We start from the raw sequence: 20,880 nt of genomic DNA, 5'->3' as shown, positions 1-20,880 counted from the left end.
TTAAGTAAAAATAACAAATATTTTACAATAAGCAAATCATTTTGTGTTTAATTTGTTCTTTTATTATTTATATTTTGATTTTTAAGGTGTTTTTATTGTATTGAAATACAAGTTTATTAAGCTGTTGGGTTACTTTCTTGTAAAGCACTCATTGATGGGTCGCGTAAATAATTGAACAACATAGCTACAAATAAAATCACGGCAAACCCTGTTGCTAAGTAAAAGCCATAGCGCACATGGCCAAAGTAATCGCTGATCATACCCATAAATAAAGGAGCTAAAGCAGCCGATAATGCGGTAAAAAACAATATAACGCCGGCTACGGCTCCATGGCGCTCAGCAGGGAAACACGATATACCTTTAGAGTTTAAAGTTGGATAAACCATAGACATAAATAAACCTGAAAGAGGTAGTAACCCTACAGCCCAGTCAACACCACCAATAAGTGTACCCACATAACAAAGCGCAATGCCTAAGCTTAAATAAGCCATAACACCTTGCCAGCTATAACGGTTTAGTAACCATACGGCAATAAAGCGACCTGCAGCACGTAGTATAAAAAATATAGTAAGTGCATAAGTGGCAAGGAGCGGCCAAGAGCCTGTGTAGTCTTTTAATAGCGTTGGCATCCATACATAAATAGCCACTTCAGTCGCTACATACAGTGCAATGGCTAAAGAAAAGCCAAGTGCATAAGGGTTTTTTACCATTTTCAGGGTAGTGGCAAGCGAAGCAGGCTTTTCAGTTGTTTTAACCACGTCAGGGTAGTCTGCGCGCCATGCTAATAAAGCAAGTATTAAACACATTACGCCCGCAGTAATATACAGGTATGTCCAACTTACGTTTTGCACTAATAAAACACCAACTAGGGCAGGGCCTACAATAGCGCCAATGCCAAAAAATCCCTCAACCTTGTTCATGGTTTTAGTATGGTCGTCGTTACTATGTGAAATATCGCCAAGCAATGCCAGTGCGCCGGTTTTAAATAAACCAATGGCCAGACCTATGCAGCAAAGCAATACTAAAAAGAAGGTAAAACTGGTGCTAAATGCAAATAAAAAACAACTAGCAGAAAATATTAATAAACCCAGCATAATGGTTTTTTTACGGCCAAGGCTGTCAGCTAAAAAACCTAAAAATAATCCACTAAAGGCTATTAATGCCATGGGGGCGTAATGAAATGCACTAGCTTGAGTCATGCTCAAACCGAAATCTTTTATAAGTTCGGGGATTATCATGCCGACTGCGTCAGAGGTCATGGCAAACATAAAAAACATCATGTATGTAAGCCAGCGTATTTGTTGCAGTGGGTCGCTGCTTACGTGTGTGTGTGATTTTGTCATGTGTTTATTCCTCGTTAAATTCTCTATTAATACTTCGTAAGTCAGTTAGTTGCTTACTGTAGTATTACGTGAGACACGAAATTTGTATGTAAAATTATTAAAAATTACTTGTAAATTCTTACTCGCTAGTTAAAGATATATCTTAATCGATTAAGTTTCAACATGGTAATCACACAATGATGAAGAATAAAGTTCAATTGATCACATATGCTGATCGAATCACTGGCCAAAATATAGGCGCGCTAACCACACTTTTAAACGGCCCTTTAAAAGGCGTATTTGGTGGTGTGCACTTATTGCCATTTTACAATCCTATTGATGGCAGCGATGCTGGCTTTGACCCTATTGATCATAGTGAAGTTGATTCTAGAATAGGCACTTGGGAAGACATACAAGTATTAGGTAAAGATCTCGACTTAATGGCTGACCTAATTGTTAACCATGTATCGGCGCAGTCTTTTCAGTTTCAAGATGTATTAGCTAAAGGTAAGCAATCAGAATTTTGGGATTTGTTTTTAACCAAAGATGATGTATTTCCAAATGGTATGAGCGAAGCTGAGCAAAAAGCAATTTACCGCCCACGTCCTGGTAGTTGCTTTACCCCAATGAAATGTGGTGATGGTCAAACGTATGACTTCTGGACCACTTTTACCGATAACCAAATTGATATAAACGTAAAAGTAGAAGCCGGTGTTGCGTATTTAAATAACGTACTCACTAAATTTTCGGCTAACAATGTAAATATTATTCGTTTAGATGCGGCGGGTTACGCTATTAAGCAAGCTGGCACTAACTGCTTTATGCTTGATGAAACGTTTGGCTACCTAGATAACTTATCTAAGCAAGCAAACGATTTAGGCATGGAAACCATTGCAGAAATTCATAGCCATTATCAAACTCAGGTAGAAGTGGCAAAACGCGTAAATATGGTTTACGACTTTGCGTTACCACCGCTTATTTTACACAGCTTATTTAACAACGATGTAGATGCACTGCTCAAATGGTTACAAATTTCGCCACGTAATTGCTTAACTGTACTTGATACACATGACGGTATTGGCATTATTGACGCAGGTCCAATGGGCGACAAACCAGGGCTATTAAATGCACAGCAGATTGATAACCTAGTCGAAACAATGCACGCCAACAGTAACAACCAAAGCCGCCAAGCTACGGGCGCTGCGGCGAGTAATGTCGACTTATATCAAGTTAACTGTACGTACTACAACGCATTAGGCGCTAAAGACTTTGATTACTTACTGTCGCGTGCAATTCAATTTTTTGCACCAGGTGTACCACAAGTGTATTACGGCGGCCTATTTGCTTGCGAAAACGATATGGAATTACTGACAAATACAAATGTTGGCCGTGATATTAACCGCCCATATTTAGATGCAAATATAATCGATAAAGCCTTAAATAAGCCTGTAGTAAAAGGTTTAATTGAATTAATTAAAATTCGCAATTCACACCCTGCATTTGCAGGTGAATTTAGTGCCCAAGGTGAAGGCAGTATGTGTTGTTTATCGTGGCAACTAGATGAGCAAACTATTTCACTTACTGTTGATTTTAAATTACGCCATGCACTTATTACGCAAGTAAACGGTGATGAAGAAAAAACGATTAACTTAAATTCATTTTTAGCTTAATGTTAAAAGAGTAATTTACAAACGTCATGTAAAGCAAAAGCCAAGCTACTTAAGTTTGGCTTTTTAACACATAAAACTATTACAAGGTTTGTAAGCTAACTACTGGCACCAATCTCTAATTCGTAACTGACTTCCTGAGTTTTTTCTTCTTTAGAAATAAATAATTCAGCGGCTATAACGCCTTTTTCTTGGCTGTTTTGATGAATGGTGGTGAGACGAGGTACAAACCGGGCTGCTTCATCAATACCATCAAAGCCCACAATACGCAGTTCTTCACCTATTTTTATGCCTTGTTTTATTGCTTCTCGCATTGTGGCAAGGGCAATTAAATCACTCATACAAATTATAACGTTAGGACGCGGTGATGCACTAAGTACTTCTTTTGCAGCAATATTGGCAAAACGTTCGCTACTTTCAGGAATGTTCCAAATACGATCGTCAGCTACCGTAATATTTGCCTCGCTTAAAGCGCGTTGATAACCACGTAAACGTTGATGCGAAATAGATTGTCCGGTTTCAAATTCGTGATGCTCATACACCCGGCACAATACGTTTTCATCAAGTAATCTAAGGCCTAATATAGCCACTTTATCGTTTTGATTATGCAGTACGTGTTTAGCTATTTCGTAACTTGCTTGCTCGTTATTAATATTTACAGAGGCATTGCGAGCAATATCAAAATCAATTGTCACTACATGTTTAGACACAGTTTTTAACTGCTCAACTAACGCGTTATTACGAGGGCGGCCATAACAAATAAAGCCATCTACAAAGTCGACTATGTTATTAAGGGTATCGCTATTACCTGAAAACAATAAAACATTAATGCCGTTTTTTTCAAGCACTGAGGTAACACCGCGCATAAAGCTACTAGCTACAGGGTCCGACACCATGTATTCCACACTATCGGGCAGTACTAAAGCGACAATATTAAATGTGCCATTACGCAATGATTGCGCGGCCTTATTAGGCCCGTAATAGCCCAAAGTTTTACACGCTGCAAGAATATCTTCTCGGCGTTTAGCCGATAGCTGATCAGGGCGATTAAACGCATTAGAAACCGTAGCATTAGACACACCTAATTCTAGAGCGATACTTTTTAAGGTCCAGTGGGCCGGTTTTCTCATGAGTTATGATTATCCTTTAAAAAGACTGTGCTTAAATTAATAGAGATAGTATAAAATCAAATAATAGTTATAGCTATAAACTGGCATGAAGTATGATGACTTAATACTTTCATTTTATTTTTTAACCTCGGCCCACTGGGCTTTTAGCCAGCGGCTTAGGGTAATAATATCGGTTTGTTTTGCTCGCGATTTTTTATATACAAAATAAAATTTACAGCCGGTTTCAACTCCATGCAGTGGCAACTTAACTAAGTGGTTATCGTGCTGTGAGGCAATAAAAAACGCATCAATAAGCGTAATACCTAAATTATAACGCGCAGCTTCTGCGGCTAGTATAACGTGACTAAAGTGATTAACTCTTACGTTTTTAGGTAGCTCAAAGCCGCCGCTTTTACACCATTGCTGCCAGTCATTGGTGCTACGTTGCTCTGACTCATCATACTGCACCGACAACAGCGGGTGCTTCCATAATTCATTGGGCAGCGATTGATTTTTTAATTGCTGCCACATGCCTTTGCCACAAGCAGGGTAAAGCTTTTCTGCAAATAAAAATAAGCTGACAAACTCACCTTTAGGTGGCGTTGTGGTAATAAAACAATCGGCAACACGGTCGCTAAAATCCGCCTCATCTACAATCATATTTAAAGTTAAGTCGATATCTGGCGAGTCATGTTTAAAGCTTTCTAATCGCGGTATTAACCACTTAACAGCTAATGAGCTATAAAGTGCTAAACGAATATGCCCAGGCTCGCCGTAACGTATTTTTTGTGTGGCAGAGGCTAAACTGGTTAATGAATGACTCACTTCTTGATAGTAACGATTGCCCGCGTCGGTTAACGAAAAGCTACGACCACTGCGGTTAAATAGCGGCTCGTTTAAATATTGCTCTAGTAATTTAACCTGATGGCTCACGGCACTTTGCGTCACATTAAGGTGTTCAGCTGCTTTAGAAAAACTATTTAATCGCGCTACAGATTCAAAACACTGAACAGCACGTAATGGGGGTAATTTCATTATTAGTTAAACTCATACTAAAAGTATTTTAATCATTATACATAATTAAACGAATTGCTCTATGCTAGCGTTTTTAATTTGCGGGCACGGAGTAACAATGCAAAAAATATCGGTTGGCTTAGGCATGACATTACTTGTGGTGGGTAATATTATTGCGGTTTTTTCTGATGCTATAATCAAAACTTTACCAGCAGAAAGCCCCACGTTTCAGTTTGTATTTATGCGCCAACTTACCGCAGTATTAATTTTGCTCCCGTTTTGTTTGTCGGCGAATAAAAAACATTTATTTGCCGGTTTAAAATGGCATGCGGTACGCGGACATGTATGGTTATTTGGTATTATATTTATGGTGTTTGCGCTAAAAGCTTTACCGCTTGCAACCGCTAACGCTATTTTTTATGCAGCGCCTTTATTAATGCTGCCTTTAGCAGTAATGATATTTCGTGAACAGCTCACAAAAAGCAGCATAGCTGTGGCTGTTATTGGCTTTATAGGGGTACTTATTGTTATTCAGCCTACCGACATTAATTGGGCGGCTATATTTGCACTTGTAGTCGCAATTACACTAGCAATAAATAATGTACTAATACGAAAGTTACCTAAGCATCATAGTATTATGCAAACCTTGTTACTTACCAATTTAGTAGGTATGCCTGTGGGATTGGGTTTGGCGCTGTGGGAAAACGAGCCATGGCATTGGGCCGCACTTATTACTGCGTTTGGCTCTACACTGTTTATTTTAATTTATGCGGGAATTTGCGTGTATGTTTATAGCAAAATCGAATCGAGCCAAGTTGCTAGCGCTGAATATAGTGGCTTAGTGGCGGCTGTCGTTGTTGGGTTATTTTGGTTTGGCGAAGTACCTACACTTGGCTTAATAATTGGCGCATCGTTAATTATTTTACCCTTAGTATGGTTGGCTAACGTACAAAAAAACAAACAGCGATTGGTTAAACGTCAACTCACAAAATAAACTACTGCGCGTGGTGTGTACTGCGCAGTAGTAAATAGTCGTTTAAGCCAAATAAACAAATATAAGTTAATTTTCGCTTATATTACTTTTGTAAACCAAACGGGTCGTCAATACTGTGGCTAGGCTCGGTAAACCATTTTGCACCACTGTCGGTCATATAAAAATGATCTTCTAAGCGCACCCCAAATTCATCCGGTATAACCAGCATTGGCTCGTTACTAAAACACATGCCAGCGGCTAGTGGCGTTTTATTACCGCCTACCAAATAAGGCCATTCGTGAATATCTAAACCAATGCCGTGGCCTGTACGGTGCGGGCAACCAGGTGTCTGATAATCAGGGCCTAAACCTTGCTCAGCTAAGTAGCTGCGCGCAGCTGTATCTACGTCTTCACATGGCACGCCAATTTTTGCTGCATTGAAAGCTGCAATTTGTGCTGCTTTTTCATTATTCCAAAATTGACGTTGGCGATCAGTTGCTTCACCAAACACATAAGTGCGGGTAATATCAGATAAGTAATCATGTACTTTACAGCCAGTATCAATAAGTACCATGTCGCCTTTTTTTAGGATTTGCGGATCTTTTACCCCATGCGGAAATGACGTTGCAAGCCCAAATAACACGATACAAAAGTAGTTACCCGGCGCGCCTACTTTTTGATGCGCTAGCTTTATAAACTCTTCAACTTCAGTGGTACTAATACCCTCGTGCAGCATGCTTGCCGTAGCTTGGTGAACCACTAAGGTCATATCCATAGCGCGTTGCATTAACGCCAGCTCATTGGCTGATTTATGCATTCTACAATGTGCTGTAACAGGTTGAGCATTCACTAAATTTAAGCCCGTTTGCGCTTTATTAATACCATCAAAAATAAAGAACTGCGCGCTTTCGTCAATACCAATAGTGCCATTAGCCGCAATACCCATTTCCGTTAATATATTAACAAATAACTGATATGGGTTTTGATGCTCTTGCCAGCCACGGATTGGCCCGTCAATTACTTTAAAACCATTGAGTGAGCCAATTTCAAAATAAGGAGCTATGTATTGCACTTCACCTTTAGCAGGCAAAATTGCGCCAACTAAACGCTCACTTGCATACCAACGCATACCGGTAAAATAGGCGAGGTTAGTACCTGCATTTAAATAAATGGCATCAATGCCATTGTTTTGCATATACGTTTGCGCTTTGGCTATACGAGATAAATATTCTGCCGGTTGAATAGGGGTTAAATCGCTGGTCATATTGCTTAAGCTAGCGAGTGCTTGTTCTTTGGTTTGGGTGCCAATACCAATTGTGGTCATAATGATCTCCTCTTTTATGCGGCTATTGTGCTTGTGCGGCAGGTTAACTGCAAGTTGCTTGCGGTAAAACTTTGTAATCTGAGCATGTATTTAATAAAGCCAATGCGCTATATTAATCTAAGTGCTAGGCAGTTTGATTGCTGCGTATGTTGTTAGTAAACTATAAAAATAAAAACAAAGGTGGGTGTATGGCTCTGTTGTGGTTGGGGGTTTTATTTATAATAATTGGCACTTTGCCATTTGTACGCTGGTTAAAATGTAAAGTAAGTAAACACCACTGGCGGGTTTGTGTGGTAGAACAAATAACTGCCGTGGCAAATAATCAAATAACAGCACCCGAAATGTTGCATCAGCCAACTATGCTAGTGAGTTTTCGTTTTGATGGGCAAGTGCACAGTGTATTAGTGGAATATCGTGAAAAAATGTTTACCCGCTTTAAACAAGGTAAAACCTGCACACTGTTAGTTGACAAAAATAACCCGCAGCAGGTTTATAATAACGCAATACTTTGGCAAAGCTACGGATTAGTATGGTTATTAGCCGGTATTAGTTTATGTGCTTTTAGTTATTTTAGTTTGATTTAGCTTGATTTAAATCCCCTTGTTATCCCTTAATAGCGTTTAAGTGCAGCGCTTTTGAGGGAGCTTACCATGCGTTTTATTACTCTGTTTACTCTTCTTTTATTTCATCCTAACACTCGTTTTACAGCTACCAGATTAATTTTACAGTTGCGCAGATAATCAAAAAACTCGTCATTAGTTTAATTATTGCGCGGTGGTTTTTCACGCTGAAATGTAAGTAAGTGGGCTCATTGTTTCCTCTGTGTTTTTGTTATGTTTACTTTGTGTTTTCCTTTTTTAATCAATGGTTTGTGACCCCTGTAAAATCTTATGCTATCGCTGTTTGCTATATTGAATAACCCCAGTGGTTGGATAAAATCCTTTTCAAATTGGTTATTACTGATCACAGCTCATTTACTACGAGTTATCGTAGCTGATCATTATTAGCGCCAAAATAGTTAGCTTAAAGTTAACGGCTTTATGCCTTTAATTTTTACTGACACAAAGTTAACTAAAAACTCCATCTTTAAAAGTAACTAATTTCGTATTTGTAGCTAGCAACCAGCACTGCTTAGCTAAATTACGGCTGCATTTTAATTAAATAGCGCTGCAAATACATTTAATGTAACCCCACAACGACTATGGTAAACATGAAATATAACAAACGAATTAAACCCTCTTTATCACTACTTTCAATATGATGCGCAGCTACAATGAGTGTTCACGCAGCAGAGCGCTCCGCTGGTTTATCGGATGAAGATATTGCATACGTTAAACAGTTAATTAATAATGAAATGCAAGCTCAGGATGAGGCTAAAGCTAAGCAAGAATTGGATAATGGGTTTGAATTTAATGGGTATTTCGCTCAGGTACAAACACCATTATAGGGAGTGGCAGTAAAAATAATGGCTCTTGTTATTCACTAAACTACCCTAAAATGATGGGGTTTATTATCGCTTAGGTAACGAATGCAGAGACTACAGCGAGTTTCAGCTGACTAAAAAACAGCAGCTAAATGGGGTTAATTTTAAAGCCGTATTTATGATGGACTTTGCCGGGGATTCAAGAGATCCAACCGCAACGGAGGAGTGGTCTAGACGCTCAAGGCAGCTTATGTAGAAACAGACAACTTACTCGATAATGGTACGCTATGGATTGGCCGCAGATATTATTACGATAAGGCAGTTGGTAGCGTACATATATTAGATTACAAATATATGCAAAGCTCGGGTAACGGCGTGGGTGTGTCCGACATTACGGTAAATGAAACCGATAAGCTGCATCTTGCTGCCATCACTTATGGTGGCGAGGGCGAACTTACAGGTAACAAAGCCACTGCAGATACTAACTATCAAAACTTTATGGCCGACGTACGCTATGAAATGGATGTAGGCGATGCGGGTAAAGTGGTATTTGCACTGCAAAACTTATTTGTAAATGATGCAATTGATGAAGCAGGGCTTACCGATGGTAGAACGTTTACAGTGCAATGGCAAAAGCAGTTAGGCAATGTTGATCAAAAAACAGTGATTCAATATGGTACCGGCGCCATGGCGCAAAACCCAGGCGCTGCCGGTACTGATGGCGGAAGCTTTGATTATGCGGCAGATAGCAGCTCAAGTGGCTTTCGTATTTTTAATAATGGCTTAATTGATATTACCGAAAAATTTAAACTAGATTACATGGTAATGTACGAAAAATCATCTGATTACCACACCCTAAAAAGTGTTGGTGTGCGCCCGCATTATTCAATATCGCCACATTGGAGTGTGCTTGGTGAATTGGGTTATAACGCTTATCAAACCAAAACAAACGGCATTGAAAATGATGAGCAAACACTCATGAAATATGCGCTAGCATTACAAGCAACAGCCGACTCTACCGAGTATTGGTCGCGTCCATCGTTACGCTTTTATCTAAGTAACTTTGATTGGAATAAGGCTGCTGGGCAAGAGTCTGGGTTAAGTGTTGCAGGCAAAGAGGGCGACGAAAGTGCCTTAGTTGTAGGCGCTCAGGTTGAAATTTGGTTTTAATACGCAGTATTAATGCGCCATAAAAAATACAATAAAATAAGTTTCGTAGGCGCATTTAGTGCCTACGAAACGTTAATTAACCTCGCTATAAAATTAATCTAAACCACCACTTAATGATTTTTTTTGGCAATGCTTGCTGGTGGTACGCCATAGGCTTGTTTAAATAATCGGCTAAAATGGCTAGGGCAATTAAAACCCAGCTCATAACACGCTTGGCTAACCGTGCGCCCCTGTAACAATTTACTATAGGCTTTTTTAAGCCTAAGTTGCTGTTGCCACAGTGCTGGGCTCGTACCAAACGCCAACTTAAATTGTTGATAAAACTTGCTGCGACTCATGCAGGCAATTTTACACAGCCTCTCTATATCCAATGCCTCATTTAAGTGCTCTTCTATGTATTGCAAAGCATTATTTACCGGTGTTTTAAGCTGCGGATTATTGCCATGTTTTAGTAATAAATCTCGACTTTGCTGCTGTAGCAAACGGGTAATAAGCTCGTTTAACGATAAGTCGATTAAATAACCTCGTTGCTCGTCGGGCTCACTAAATAAATGCACCATACGCGCTAAAAGTTGTTGGGTTTGGCTATTATGTTGGCTATGTACCAGCTGCGGTGTATAGGCAAATAAGTCATCGCTGGCAAAGCGTTGCTCAATATTGAGTGCATTAGCCACCTGCGTTATTTTATCTGTACTTATTTCTATGGCAAGGCAGGTAGTAGGCGCGTTTAAAGATGCTTGTTCAAAGTCAATTAATACCCCTTGCTCTGGTGCTAACACAAAGGATTCGTGAGGTAAAAATGCCTTATGATATTGGCAGCTCTCTACATGCATTACCTTTTTACCACTAAGCATGGCGCAAAAAAGTAATTCTTTTGAATGCAAAGCTACTTTTTGCGCATTTTGATAAGTATCGTAAATACTTAGCTCGCTATTATCGGCAGCAAAGGTCACTTTATTTTCAATTAGCACCTTTAATTGCTGACGTTGCTTATTTAATTGCGGAGTATGCATTTTAATCCCTTTTAAATCTGGACTCATAGACAACTTTTGTGGACAGCAATACATGCTTTTAAGTGTTTGATAGTCTAATGTCAATCAATGCTGATTAATTATAAAACAGCACTTGATTAAATATAAAGCAAAAAGACTTATTTAATAGCTCGACTTTTAGCTAATAACAACAAGAGAGTGTCACTATGATTTATGCAAATCCAGGCGAAAAAGATGCACTAATTACCTTTAAAGCGCAATACGAAAACTACATTGGTGGAGAATGGGTAAAGCCAGTAAACGGCCAGTACTTTGAAAATATTAGCCCTGTAAACGGCAAAGTGTTTTGCAAAGTAGCGCGCTCCGACAAAGACGACATTGAGCTTGCGCTCGACAAAGCCCATGCAGTAAAAGCGCAGTGGGGCACTACATCGGTTACCGATCGTAGTAACGTATTACTAAAAATAGCCGACCGTATTGAACAAAACTTAGAGTTACTTGCAGTTGCCGAAACGTGGGACAACGGCAAGGCAATTCGCGAAACACTCGCGGCCGATATTCCATTAGCCGCCGATCACTTTCGTTATTTTGCAGGTTGCCTGCGCTCACAAGAGGGCGGTATTAGTGAAATTGATGAAACTACCGTTGCCTATCATTTTAATGAACCGTTAGGTGTAGTTGGGCAAATAATTCCGTGGAACTTCCCAATACTAATGGCAGCGTGGAAGCTAGCCCCAGCCTTAGCTGCGGGCAACTGTGTAATACTAAAACCGGCAGAGCAAACCCCTGCCTCTATTTTAGTGTTAATGGAAGTGATTGGCGACTTACTGCCAGCAGGCGTACTCAACGTAGTTAATGGCTTTGGTAAAGAAGCAGGTGAAGCCCTGGCTACCAACACCCGTATTGCTAAAATCGCCTTTACGGGGTCTACCCCAGTGGGTTCACATATTTTAAAATGCGCCGCCGAAAACATAATTCCATCAACGGTAGAGCTAGGTGGTAAGTCACCCAATATTTTCTTTAGCGATGTAATGGACAAAGACGACGCGTTTTTATCTAAAGCAATAGAGGGCGCAATACTGGCCTACTTTAACCAAGGTGAAGTATGTACTTGCCCATCGCGACTATTTATTCAAGAAGATATTTACGAGCAATTTATTGAACGCATTTTACAGCGTACAGCACAAATTAAACGCGGTAACCCACTAGATACCGAAACCATGGTAGGTGCGCAGGCGTCTAAAGCGCAATTCGATAAAATATTAAGCTACATCGAAATTGGTAAAAAAGAAGGCGCCGAAGTACTTACCGGTGGTAACGTAGAGCAGTTAAGCGATGAGCTTAACGGCGGATATTACATTCAGCCTACGCTATTAAAAGGCACCAACGACATGCGGGTATTCCAAGAAGAGATTTTTGGCCCGGTTATTTCAATGTCGACCTTTAAAGACGAAGCCGAAGCGTTGGCACTTGCCAATAGCTCTGAATTTGGTTTAGGCGCCGGTGTATGGAGCCGCAACATGAACCAAGCGTATCGTATGGGGCGTAAAATTGAGGCAGGCCGTGTATGGACTAACTGCTACCACATGTATCCGGCCCACGCCGCGTTTGGCGGTTATAAAAAGTCAGGTATTGGTCGCGAAAACCACAAACTCGCACTGGGTCACTACCAACAAACTAAAAATCTATTAGTAAGCTATAGCGAAGATCCGCTCGGCTTCTTTTAATCAAAAAGTTTAAACTTAAATACAACAACCGTTAAGTAATGACAGCGCTGCATATTTGCAGCGCTTTTTTGTACATTGGTTTAATTAATTTAAAACGACTCAACCGCGTAAACGCTCCTAGCAGCAATCGTGTTTTTTGCATGTTTTTATTATATATGTGTTCTTTTTTCAGTGTTACAAAAGGGTGTTTCATACAAGCTAAATCTTATAATTAATAACTGTATAAATTGACAATAGTTGCGGCTTTGTCGGATAACATTATTAAAAGTCGTTCTGAGGTATTTAAACAAGGGCAATTTTATAACACACGTAATTACTTGTTTACATTAGAGTTGTTTGATGGAACTATTAAGCTATGTAATATACGCCGTTTTGGGGTGTTATAAACCCCCAAAGTGGTGTTCAATAAGCTGTTATATTTCTTCAAGGAGGATTCGTGTCATCTTTAAGTAAAGCTTTAAGTCTTGAAACAGGTGAGTCGTTAACTGCCGAAGAAGCGTCCCGTTTATTTATACAGAGGACTATTTCAGATAAACGAAAATTTATATGTATTGATGAAAAATGCTCTGCATTAATTACTTGTGCGAACATGGATAAGCCACTAGGACAAAGAAAAGTAGATCCATATTTTAGAACTGTTGAAGAGCACTCTTCAGAATGTCAGATATATAAGACAGAATATCAAAATTCTGTTGATCTTGGTTCGGAAAGTGAAACGACCGAACAAGAAAAAGATAAGCATGAACCTGATACTTTATTTATATCTCGCCCTAATAACCATTTTGTAGAAAAGCGCGCTACACCAAATCATGAAGGCATTGAAATTGTAACTCGTAAAAATAGTAATCAAATAGGAAAAGAAGTTAATCTTTCAGGTTCAAATTTTTATCATATAGGGCATGTAATAAGTCGATACCATACATATAAATCGGAAAGTCTTTTATACAAAAGGTATCTATCATCAGAAGAAAAATTAAGAACTTATGGTGAGTTATTTAAACACTTAAAATTTCAAAGTTTTACTGATTACTCTGAGGTTCCAACTAATAAAAGTATTTACTGGGGTACTATATTAAAAATTTTTAAATTAAAAAATGGCGACATAAAAATAGATCTTATTGACAAAGCTAAATTTAAAACGGCTCCCGTGTATATTTCAATTTTCATCAAAAAAAATGACTATGAAACATATAGATTTAAGCGACCAATTAAACAGAGTATTGATAACCTTATTAATAAATTTGGTAGCCGTTATAAAATATACGTGTACTGTGCTCCACATTTAGAAATAAAAGATAAGGTCTTTATTAACTTTAGGCCTAGTAGTCTTGATTTATTGGAAATTACAGAAATATAACAACACGCCCTGAGGTGGACGACTAGTAAAATTTAGCTATTAATTGCAAATTTTAAAAGTGGTGAGCCTCTGCGTTTTAATGCTTCTAAATACGTCGATTCATCGTAGGGTGTATTCGTTTCCCAACATCTAAATACAATCCTTATCCATTTAAATGCCAGTGATCTAATAATGCTGTTGTGCGGCTTACCCTTGGCTTTTTGTTGCTCATAATAAGCTTTAGCCCAAAATGAATAACGAATAGAAAAGCCTGCCCATTCTACAAATTTTTGCCTTAAAAATAAATTAAACAGACACCCATCCTAATATTTGTAATATCAGTGTAATTAACTAAGCTCTGGTTAGTGCAATAAGTGTCACATGGCTATCGCAAGAAAACGTCAGGTTAGTTTGGTCGATACAAAATACTATCACTGTATTTCGCGCTGTGTACGCCGTGCATTTTTATGCGGCGTAGACAACTTTACTAATCAATCGTATGAACATCGCAGAGGGTGGGTTGAAAGCAAGTTACTTGCCCTCGCTAACGTATTTTGTATCGATGTGTGCGCATATGCAGTAATGAGTAATCACACCCACTTAGTACTCTATGTTGATGATAAAAAAGCCAAGCGACTAACCGATAAAGCCATTATTCAGCGGTGGCACAGGCTTTGTAAAGGCACTGTACTCACTAACAAATACCTGCAAGGCGAAGAGCTAAGTAAAATTGAATGGCTCTTTCTAAATGAAACAATCATTGAATACCGAGAACGCTTAGCTAATATCAGTTGGTTATGCGCTTATTAAATGAAGACATTGCGCGCAGAGCTAATAAAGAAGATAACTGTACCGGACGGTTTTGGGAGGGACGTTTTAAATCACAAGCCCTCTTAGATGAAGCCGCATTAATCGCCTGTATGGCATATGTTGATTTAAACCCAATAAGAGCAAAGGCAGCAACAACACCAGAAACATCAGAGCATACCAGTGTAAAAATACGCATTGAAAGTGCCACTGCGGGTAAGCAACCGAAGCAACTCCTGCGCTTTTCAGGTAAACCAAAAAAGCAAATGGCAAAAGGATTACCCTTTGCGCTTAAATCTTACCTTGAACTAGTAGAATTAACTGGACGTTGTATACGCGAAGGCAAGAAAGGCCATATTGAGAGTACCACTTTACCCCTGTTACAAAGAGTCAACATTACCCCGAAAACTGGCTAAAACTCACCACACAATTTAGTCGTGTATTTCATGGTGCAGTAGGTCGCCCAGCGTCGCACGAAGGATACTGCGAACACCTAAACAGAAAGCGGCGCGCCAACGTTAGTAACTGCGAAAAACTACTGGCTTAAAGCGTTACTTCAAAAAGTTACCCGTTATTTCCCTTCACTGTGAAAGCACAGTATTTCGCATGCCTAAAAATGAGTAATAAGTAGGTAAATACAGCGTTATTTGAATAAGTCGAAGTATCTTCAATATTTAGGACACTTTAAGCCAAACGATATTTACCTTAGTAGAAGTTAAAGCGATTAATAATTAGAGTGAGTGTCATGTTATTTTTTTGGCAACATTACAGTGAATAAAGGGATGAATAAATTGACCTTACGGGGTCAACTGAAAGTGAATGCGCAATGGCAACTGTATTGCCTTGTTCATAATATAGAAAAGCTACAAAACACGATGCATTAAGAGGGGTAAGCCTTTTTAACCTCAATAAAGCCACTTAAACACCAGTAATACCTTCCAAAATGCCAATTAAAACAACACCTAGATTCAAATTGTAAGTGCATAACTTGTTTTGGCTAGATTAAGTGGTCAGTTGCTCATAAACTAACTGCTTTTTCTCCGGCAAGAGATTTTACAATGAGACATTACAAACAACTGACCTATGCGCAAAGATGCCAGATCGCCGTTCTAAAGAAAAGCGGTTTTACGCAACAAAGTATTGCTGAGCTAACTAATTTATCGCAATCTACGATTTCAAGAGAGCTTTCTAGAAATACAGGTAAGCGAGGTTACAGACACAAACAAGCTCATGAGCGGGCTTTGTTTCGCCGAAGAAGTGTAAGAAAACCGCTTAAGATGACACCTGAAATGATAGCTTTAATTACCCAGAAGCTTAATGAGAAGTGGAGTCCTGAACAAATAACGGGATGGTTACGCAAAGAAAGTGAACTGTCTGTCAGCCATGAATGCATTTATCTGTATATCCGGGAAGATAAAAAAGCAGGTGGTGAGTTATACCTACATCTGCGCCGACACGGTAAGAAATATCACAAGCGCAGTCATGGTAAAACAAACCGAGGGCAAATAAAAAATCGCGTTAGCATTGAAGAGCGCCCACAAATAGTTGATGAGAAAGGTCGTATCGGAGATTGGGAAATAGATACCGTCATAGGCAAAGGTCATCGAGGCGCCCTTGTTACCATTGTAGAGCGGGTCACCCAATTCACTGTATCAACTCAGGTGGCAGGCAAAACAGCACAAGCCGTCACTGCGGCGACGATAGAGCTATTAAGGCCATATAGGTCAGCGCTTCATAGCATCACGGCTGACAATGGAAAAGAGTTCGCTTATCACGAGCAAATCACAGAGGCTTTAAGTGTTCCTGTTTATTTTGCTCACCCTTATCACTCATGGGAGCGCGGATTGAATGAAAACACGAATGGATTACTACGTCAGTATTGGCCGAAGAGCACCGATTTTAAGGCGGTAACACCAGCGCAAGTTATACCAGTACTGGAGCAACTTAATAATCGTCCGAGGAAGACACTTGGATTTGAAACGCCTGCAAAATTGATGCAGGATCACTTGGCGGCTAAAGCCGCCTAAACGTTATGCACTTCAGATTTGAATCCGCGACATCAAACTCCCACTTTATATTCTGCATAAAATAAGTAATCGATTGAACCAAAATAGGAACTCAGCTATGGTTTGTTTATCAATAAAAGCAAATAAAAAAACGAGTTAATCTACAGGCTCGTTATGTGAAAGGAATCATCGATGAACAATGATCTATTAATTGAAATTATGGTATTTACACTTCCATTTATAGTTGTATTCGCTTATTTCAGCAGCGTTAAACAATCAACTAAAGAGTTTGGCTCTGATTATATGGAAGTGGTTAAATCCTACCAATGGAAATGTTTGAAAGGTATTGGTCTTATTTCAATTTATCTTGGGCTATCTTTTTATCAAGGTGGCTGGGAGAAAATATTAACCGGTGTGGCATTTTCAGCATCGGCCTTTACTTTCTTTGTGCTAGCAATACATGAAATGGCATGTGGTATTTGTGTTTCTCATAAAATGAATGTACCTAAAAAAGGTATGGTCATTATATCTAGGTTAATTATTATCGGCCTTGTGCTTTCTCTTATTAGTACAATCCTTGTTTTTCTGTCTACTTCCGTTCACTGGGTGCTTTCAGGGTTCCAAATAATTCTATTCTTGCTGGCGGTACTGGCATATTATATTGCAGGTACAACCATTAACCTAATTCGTATCGGCCACGTTCCAACATCACATAACAAGTCAAGCAACGCGGACGGCGATAAAGCTGCCGCCGGTTCTTGAGGCGTTAGTTACCATCATGAATCGAACTCATTTAGCACTTGTATTCACATTAGGAATATTCTTTTTGCCCATCATATTCTTAATTTGGGACGAAAATGTTGATCCTCCTTTTATTTCAAATTCAATATATGACTTCTTGGTATATAAGCTAATCCCAGTATTGGCAGGCATATTAAGTATTATATTCTTTGCCTTCTCGTATAGGAAATATAAAAGCTGTAGTCACTATCAACAACAAATGAAACATCAATTTGAAGACCAAGGTAAATTTCGCTCAACGTTAGGTATGATTTTTTTACCTGTTTTAGTATATGGTTGGATTTGGGCTGCTATCGGTGCTCCAATCAAATTATGGGCTTATTATTCTGTGAATGAATATTGGTCAAAAGAGTACCATTTAAGTAAGGTTGAGAGTTGTGGTAGTGATTATGAATATGAGTGTACTCGCCTCACTTTTTTAGACTTAGATAGCAATAATAAACACTCTGTTAGATGGTACTATGATAAATCATCATTGATGAAAGTTAGAAATAAAAATATAAATGTCATCGGTGAACAAGGTTATTTCGGTTATATTATCAATGGACTGGAGTGGTAACTAACAACACGCCCTGAGGTGGACGACTAGTAAAATTCAGCCATTTTATTGCCTCTGAATGAGGCGTTATATTTTTAGGTGAAGTATGTCAGATTTCGAAAGAATTCAATATGGTGTAATTCAAGACCAACTTTGTGAAGAGATGCGATGGGATGCAGCAAGTAGAGAGTCAGCACTGGAACAGTGCATATATTTATTTGTTGAAGGAGAAAGTGAAGAAGGCGCTTTTAGGATTTTGTTGGAAGAAGGTTTAGGGATTAACTTTTCTGACTACGGTGTCGTTATCGCTAATTACAATGGTATAGGTAATTTAAAGCATGTAATCAGAATAATGAACCAAACATTGAGCCACGATCGCCCAATGATTTTTACTTTTGACAATGACGACCCATCTAAAGTTCCAGCAAAAAACACTTTGCCAAGTAACGTTCATTTGTTCAAAGTTCCTTGTACACCGACAGTTACTTTATCAAATGGGTTACAAGGCGGTTCCTTTGAAGAGTCTTTTAAGTCTTGTGACTTTATTGATGCATGTTTTGAAACGAACTTTTTAAAAGCTAACCCTCAGATTTCCAAACAAAGCTTTATTAATGTATTCGACAAAACTAAGCCGTTTTATGCTCAGATTGTAAAATTCTTAAAGGCTCAAGGGTTGTCGATATATACTTTATCTAAGCCTGAAATAGCGGAGAATATGGCAGTGTCCTGTACTCCGGAACCAGATACATATGTAAAACTGGCAGATTTAATTCAACAAATACGAACTCAAAATCCAGTAAAAGTAAAAATATAACAACACGCCCTGAGATGGACAGCAAGCACTAAAGCTCACTTTCCACCGCAAATTTTAACAGCGGTGATCCCTTACTTTTCAATGCGGTTAAGTAAGTCGATTCATCGTAGGGCGTATGTGTTTTCCAGCACCTAAATAGTATTCTTATCCACTTAAATGCTAATGATCTGATGATGGTATTATGGGGTTTTCTTTAGGTTTCTTGCTGCCGATAATAAGCTTTTCCCAAAACGAATAACAAATAGTAAAGCCTGCCCATTCTACAAATGTTTGCCTTAAAAATTTAGAAATTAAACAGACGCCTTAAAGTTTTAACCTGGCGTATTCATGGAGTATTTTATTTAAACCAACCTACATCAAAGGGCTTTTAAGTAGATTGTCATTGTGTAAAGTGCAATATAGTTGTTTTTACTTGTTTTTAAACGGCATGATGAGTAACCCCCAAAGCGAGGCGTTTTGCTTTGCGCTTGGGTATTCAACCAAACCTATATCTATTTCTGCGTCGGCTTTTTTGGCCTCACTTTTATAGCTGCCAAAAAGTTTGTCCCACCAAATTACACTAAAGCCATAGTTTGAATTTGTTTCACTCACTACTTTACTGTGGTGAATGCGGTGCAGTATTTGCGTCATTAATATCAGGCGTAGTGGCTTTTCAATGGCGTTTGGTAGGCGTATGTTTGCATGGTTAAACAAGGCGAGTCCATTTAACGCGATTTCAAATATAAGTACGGCAATGGCGGGTACGCCAAGTGCAGTAACTGCAATAAGTTTTATAACTATACTAAGCACAATTTCGATGGGGTGAAAGCGCAGGCCTGTACTGGTATCTACATGCGCATCGGCGTGGTGTACGCGGTGCAAACGCCATAATAGTGGCACTTTATGAAACAATCTATGCTGCCAATAAATGAGTATATCGAGCAGTACAAGGCTTAGCACTATGGTTACTATGCTAGGTATGGCTAGTTGGTTAAATAAGCCAATGCTGTGCTCATGATTGTAAAGTGCTACTGCGGTTAAACCAAGTGGTACGGCTAAGCGCGCAATGATAGATGAGGCAAACACTAAGCCAAAATTTGCAAACCAGCGAGTGCTGCTTTTAATGGGCGATTGCCTTGCGGGCTGTCGCCATTCAAGCAGCATCATTATGACTAAAATGCTAAAAAAGCAACCGAGTCGCCACCAAACTTCGTTAGTCATTATTATTTATAACCTCATTGGCTTCTTGCTGTTTAAGTGTGTGGTAGCCGCCATGTATACGGGTAAATATGGTAATGGCACAGGCAAAAGCAAATATGCCAGCGAGGAGGGCAAAGTGCTGCGGCCAAATACAAAAGGCTATAAATAGCGCTATTGTTTCTGTGCCTTCGGTTAAGCCATTTAAGTAATAAAAGCTTTTGTATTTAAATTGCGGCTTTTCGAGTTTAAACTTTTCAGCGGCTATGGCAAAGGCTAGAAAGCTTGAACTTGTGCCTATAAAAGTGGCCAGTAATACCGCACCGGCAATGGCGTTTTGCTCGGGGTTTGCCAAAATAAAGCCAAGCGGAATAGCCGCGTAAAATAAAAAGTCGAGTGTGATGTCTAAAAAGCCACCTGCGCTTGAACTTTGGTTTGCATAGCGTGCTAATGCGCCATCAAGTCCATCTAAAATTCGATTTAAAACAATGACAACTAATGCCTCGTACCATATTTCAAACGCCAGTAATGGCACGGCTAATAAGCCAACTAAAAAGCCTACCACGGTTAGCTGATCGGCGGTTATACCGCGTTTATGCATAAGCATAACCACAGGTGTTAAAAGTGGCTTAATTACAGGGGTGATAAATTTGTCTAGCATGTTTATTGCCTTATGCGTAT

The 20,880-nt window shown here is 39.2% G+C and carries 17 protein-coding genes and 6 pseudogenes; 14 read left to right on the top strand and 9 right to left on the bottom strand.

All coding sequences use genetic code 11. The features are described 5' to 3' along the window. Positions 1-116 precede the first annotated feature (116 nt). A complete protein-coding gene (locus tag ABX891_RS19700) occupies positions 117-1,343 on the bottom strand; it encodes an MFS transporter (protein ID WP_024597775.1) in 1,227 nt (408 codons plus the stop codon). Positions 1,344-1,519: 176 nt separating this feature from the next. On the opposite strand from ABX891_RS19700, the gene gtfA reads away from it, so the two are divergent. Continuing rightward, a complete protein-coding gene (gene gtfA, locus ABX891_RS19695) occupies positions 1,520-2,992 on the top strand; it encodes a sucrose phosphorylase (protein ID WP_354630455.1) in 1,473 nt (490 codons plus the stop codon). 95 nt (positions 2,993-3,087) lie between these two features. Here the strand turns inward: gtfA and ABX891_RS19690 are convergent, their stop codons facing one another. Further along, on the bottom strand, positions 3,088-4,119 hold the full coding sequence (locus tag ABX891_RS19690; protein WP_354630454.1) for a LacI family DNA-binding transcriptional regulator: 1,032 nt from the start codon (positions 4,117-4,119) through the stop codon (positions 3,088-3,090). A gap of 114 nt (positions 4,120-4,233) precedes the next feature. Next, positions 4,234-5,133 (bottom strand): LysR family transcriptional regulator, encoded by a 900-nt coding sequence (locus ABX891_RS19685; protein ID WP_010553616.1) that lies wholly within the window; start codon positions 5,131-5,133, stop codon positions 4,234-4,236. A 97-nt stretch (positions 5,134-5,230) separates the two neighbouring features. Between ABX891_RS19685 and ABX891_RS19680 the strand changes: the two genes are divergently transcribed. Beyond that, entirely contained in the window at positions 5,231-6,106 is an 876-nt protein-coding gene (locus tag ABX891_RS19680) for a DMT family transporter (RefSeq protein ID WP_010553617.1), read from the top strand. Between the two features lie 82 nt (positions 6,107-6,188). Here the strand turns inward: ABX891_RS19680 and ABX891_RS19675 are convergent, their stop codons facing one another. Continuing rightward, positions 6,189-7,409 carry a M24 family metallopeptidase gene (locus ABX891_RS19675; protein ID WP_011329847.1) on the bottom strand — a complete coding sequence of 407 codons (1,221 nt, stop codon included), beginning with the start codon at positions 7,407-7,409 and terminating at the stop codon, positions 6,189-6,191. A gap of 188 nt (positions 7,410-7,597) precedes the next feature. Between ABX891_RS19675 and ABX891_RS19670 the strand changes: the two genes are divergently transcribed. From ABX891_RS19670 to ABX891_RS19660, 4 genes and pseudogenes are all read left to right on the top strand, one after another. Then, positions 7,598-7,993: a hypothetical protein gene (locus ABX891_RS19670; protein ID WP_354630453.1), complete on the top strand. Its 396-nt coding sequence runs from the start codon at positions 7,598-7,600 to the stop codon at positions 7,991-7,993. Positions 7,994-8,682: 689 nt separating this feature from the next. After that, on the top strand, positions 8,683-8,856 hold the full coding sequence (locus tag ABX891_RS19665; protein WP_354630452.1) for a hypothetical protein: 174 nt from the start codon (positions 8,683-8,685) through the stop codon (positions 8,854-8,856). A gap of 70 nt (positions 8,857-8,926) precedes the next feature. Next, positions 8,927-9,088 (top strand): annotated as a pseudogene (locus ABX891_RS20600) (carbohydrate porin); the annotation flags it as partial. Further along, positions 9,082-10,002, top strand: a pseudogene (locus ABX891_RS19660) (carbohydrate porin); the annotation flags it as partial. The pseudogenes ABX891_RS20600 and ABX891_RS19660, both read left to right, overlap by 7 nt. A gap of 110 nt (positions 10,003-10,112) precedes the next feature. On the opposite strand, the gene ABX891_RS19655 reads toward ABX891_RS19660, so the two are convergent. After that, positions 10,113-11,015, bottom strand: a complete 903-nt coding sequence (locus ABX891_RS19655) for an AraC family transcriptional regulator (protein ID WP_182683772.1) — start codon at positions 11,013-11,015, stop codon at positions 10,113-10,115. Between the two features lie 185 nt (positions 11,016-11,200). Here ABX891_RS19655 and exaC point away from each other — a divergent pair, with 185 nt between their 5' ends. After that, the gene (exaC, locus tag ABX891_RS19650; protein WP_010553624.1) at positions 11,201-12,721 is read left to right on the top strand and encodes an acetaldehyde dehydrogenase ExaC; all 1,521 of its coding nucleotides are present in this window, start codon (positions 11,201-11,203) and stop codon (positions 12,719-12,721) included. 436 nt (positions 12,722-13,157) lie between these two features. After that, positions 13,158-14,078, top strand: coding sequence for a hypothetical protein (locus ABX891_RS19645; RefSeq protein ID WP_354630451.1), 921 nt, complete (start codon positions 13,158-13,160; stop codon positions 14,076-14,078). 32 nt (positions 14,079-14,110) lie between these two features. Here ABX891_RS19645 and ABX891_RS20595 read toward each other — a convergent pair. Then, positions 14,111-14,359, bottom strand: a pseudogene (locus ABX891_RS20595) (IS110 family transposase); the annotation flags it as partial. Between the two features lie 79 nt (positions 14,360-14,438). On the opposite strand from ABX891_RS20595, the pseudogene ABX891_RS19640 reads away from it, so the two are divergent. From ABX891_RS19640 to ABX891_RS19615, 6 genes and pseudogenes are all read left to right on the top strand, one after another. Continuing rightward, positions 14,439-15,411: pseudogene (locus tag ABX891_RS19640) on the top strand (transposase). Positions 15,412-15,619: 208 nt separating this feature from the next. Beyond that, positions 15,620-15,748: pseudogene (locus ABX891_RS19635) on the top strand (transposase); the annotation flags it as partial. A gap of 174 nt (positions 15,749-15,922) precedes the next feature. After that, complete coding sequence (locus tag ABX891_RS19630; protein ID WP_354630450.1) at positions 15,923-16,891, top strand: IS30 family transposase; 969 nt, start codon at positions 15,923-15,925, stop codon at positions 16,889-16,891. A 171-nt stretch (positions 16,892-17,062) separates the two neighbouring features. Continuing rightward, positions 17,063-17,632 carry a hypothetical protein gene (locus ABX891_RS19625; protein WP_354630449.1) on the top strand — a complete coding sequence of 190 codons (570 nt, stop codon included), beginning with the start codon at positions 17,063-17,065 and terminating at the stop codon, positions 17,630-17,632. A gap of 16 nt (positions 17,633-17,648) precedes the next feature. Next, positions 17,649-18,230, top strand: coding sequence for a hypothetical protein (locus ABX891_RS19620; protein ID WP_011329854.1), 582 nt, complete (start codon positions 17,649-17,651; stop codon positions 18,228-18,230). Positions 18,231-18,315: 85 nt separating this feature from the next. Then, complete coding sequence (locus ABX891_RS19615) at positions 18,316-19,023, top strand: TOPRIM nucleotidyl transferase/hydrolase domain-containing protein (RefSeq protein ID WP_354630448.1); 708 nt, start codon at positions 18,316-18,318, stop codon at positions 19,021-19,023. Positions 19,024-19,051: 28 nt separating this feature from the next. Here the strand turns inward: ABX891_RS19615 and ABX891_RS20590 are convergent. From ABX891_RS20590 to ABX891_RS19605, 3 genes and pseudogenes are all read right to left on the bottom strand, one after another. After that, positions 19,052-19,198 (bottom strand): annotated as a pseudogene (locus ABX891_RS20590) (IS110 family transposase); the annotation flags it as partial. 233 nt (positions 19,199-19,431) lie between these two features. Continuing rightward, positions 19,432-20,223, bottom strand: a complete 792-nt coding sequence (locus ABX891_RS19610; protein ID WP_354630447.1) for a sterol desaturase family protein — start codon at positions 20,221-20,223, stop codon at positions 19,432-19,434. Then, positions 20,216-20,860, bottom strand: coding sequence for a CDP-alcohol phosphatidyltransferase family protein (locus tag ABX891_RS19605; RefSeq protein ID WP_354630446.1), 645 nt, complete (start codon positions 20,858-20,860; stop codon positions 20,216-20,218). The genes ABX891_RS19610 and ABX891_RS19605 overlap by 8 nt, the downstream gene beginning before the upstream one ends. Between the last annotated feature and the right edge of the window lie 20 nt (positions 20,861-20,880).

The organism is Pseudoalteromonas sp. NCIMB 1079 (assembly GCF_040567695.1).
Taxonomy (GTDB): domain Bacteria; phylum Pseudomonadota; class Gammaproteobacteria; order Enterobacterales; family Alteromonadaceae; genus Pseudoalteromonas; species Pseudoalteromonas distincta.
The sequence above is the reverse complement of the archived record's forward strand: the minus strand, read 5'-3'. Positions and strand labels throughout refer to the sequence as shown.

Coding starts and splice junctions, on each gene's coding strand:
- ABX891_RS19630 (WP_354630450.1), top strand. CDS start 15,923: ATGAGACATTACAAACAACTGACCTATGCGCAAAGATGCCAGATCGCC.
- ABX891_RS19690 (WP_354630454.1), bottom strand. CDS start 4,119: ATGAGAAAACCGGCCCACTGGACCTTAAAAAGTATCGCTCTAGAATTA.
- exaC (WP_010553624.1), top strand. CDS start 11,201: ATGATTTATGCAAATCCAGGCGAAAAAGATGCACTAATTACCTTTAAA.
- ABX891_RS19680 (WP_010553617.1), top strand. CDS start 5,231: ATGCAAAAAATATCGGTTGGCTTAGGCATGACATTACTTGTGGTGGGT.
- ABX891_RS19610 (WP_354630447.1), bottom strand. CDS start 20,223: ATGACTAACGAAGTTTGGTGGCGACTCGGTTGCTTTTTTAGCATTTTA.
- ABX891_RS19605 (WP_354630446.1), bottom strand. CDS start 20,860: ATGCTAGACAAATTTATCACCCCTGTAATTAAGCCACTTTTAACACCT.
- ABX891_RS19665 (WP_354630452.1), top strand. CDS start 8,683: ATGAGTGTTCACGCAGCAGAGCGCTCCGCTGGTTTATCGGATGAAGAT.
- ABX891_RS19670 (WP_354630453.1), top strand. CDS start 7,598: ATGGCTCTGTTGTGGTTGGGGGTTTTATTTATAATAATTGGCACTTTG.
- ABX891_RS19655 (WP_182683772.1), bottom strand. CDS start 11,015: ATGCATACTCCGCAATTAAATAAGCAACGTCAGCAATTAAAGGTGCTA.
- ABX891_RS19625 (WP_354630449.1), top strand. CDS start 17,063: ATGAACAATGATCTATTAATTGAAATTATGGTATTTACACTTCCATTT.
- ABX891_RS19685 (WP_010553616.1), bottom strand. CDS start 5,133: ATGAAATTACCCCCATTACGTGCTGTTCAGTGTTTTGAATCTGTAGCG.
- ABX891_RS19620 (WP_011329854.1), top strand. CDS start 17,649: ATGAATCGAACTCATTTAGCACTTGTATTCACATTAGGAATATTCTTT.
- ABX891_RS19675 (WP_011329847.1), bottom strand. CDS start 7,409: ATGACCACAATTGGTATTGGCACCCAAACCAAAGAACAAGCACTCGCT.
- ABX891_RS19615 (WP_354630448.1), top strand. CDS start 18,316: ATGTCAGATTTCGAAAGAATTCAATATGGTGTAATTCAAGACCAACTT.
- ABX891_RS19700 (WP_024597775.1), bottom strand. CDS start 1,343: ATGACAAAATCACACACACACGTAAGCAGCGACCCACTGCAACAAATA.
- gtfA (WP_354630455.1), top strand. CDS start 1,520: ATGATGAAGAATAAAGTTCAATTGATCACATATGCTGATCGAATCACT.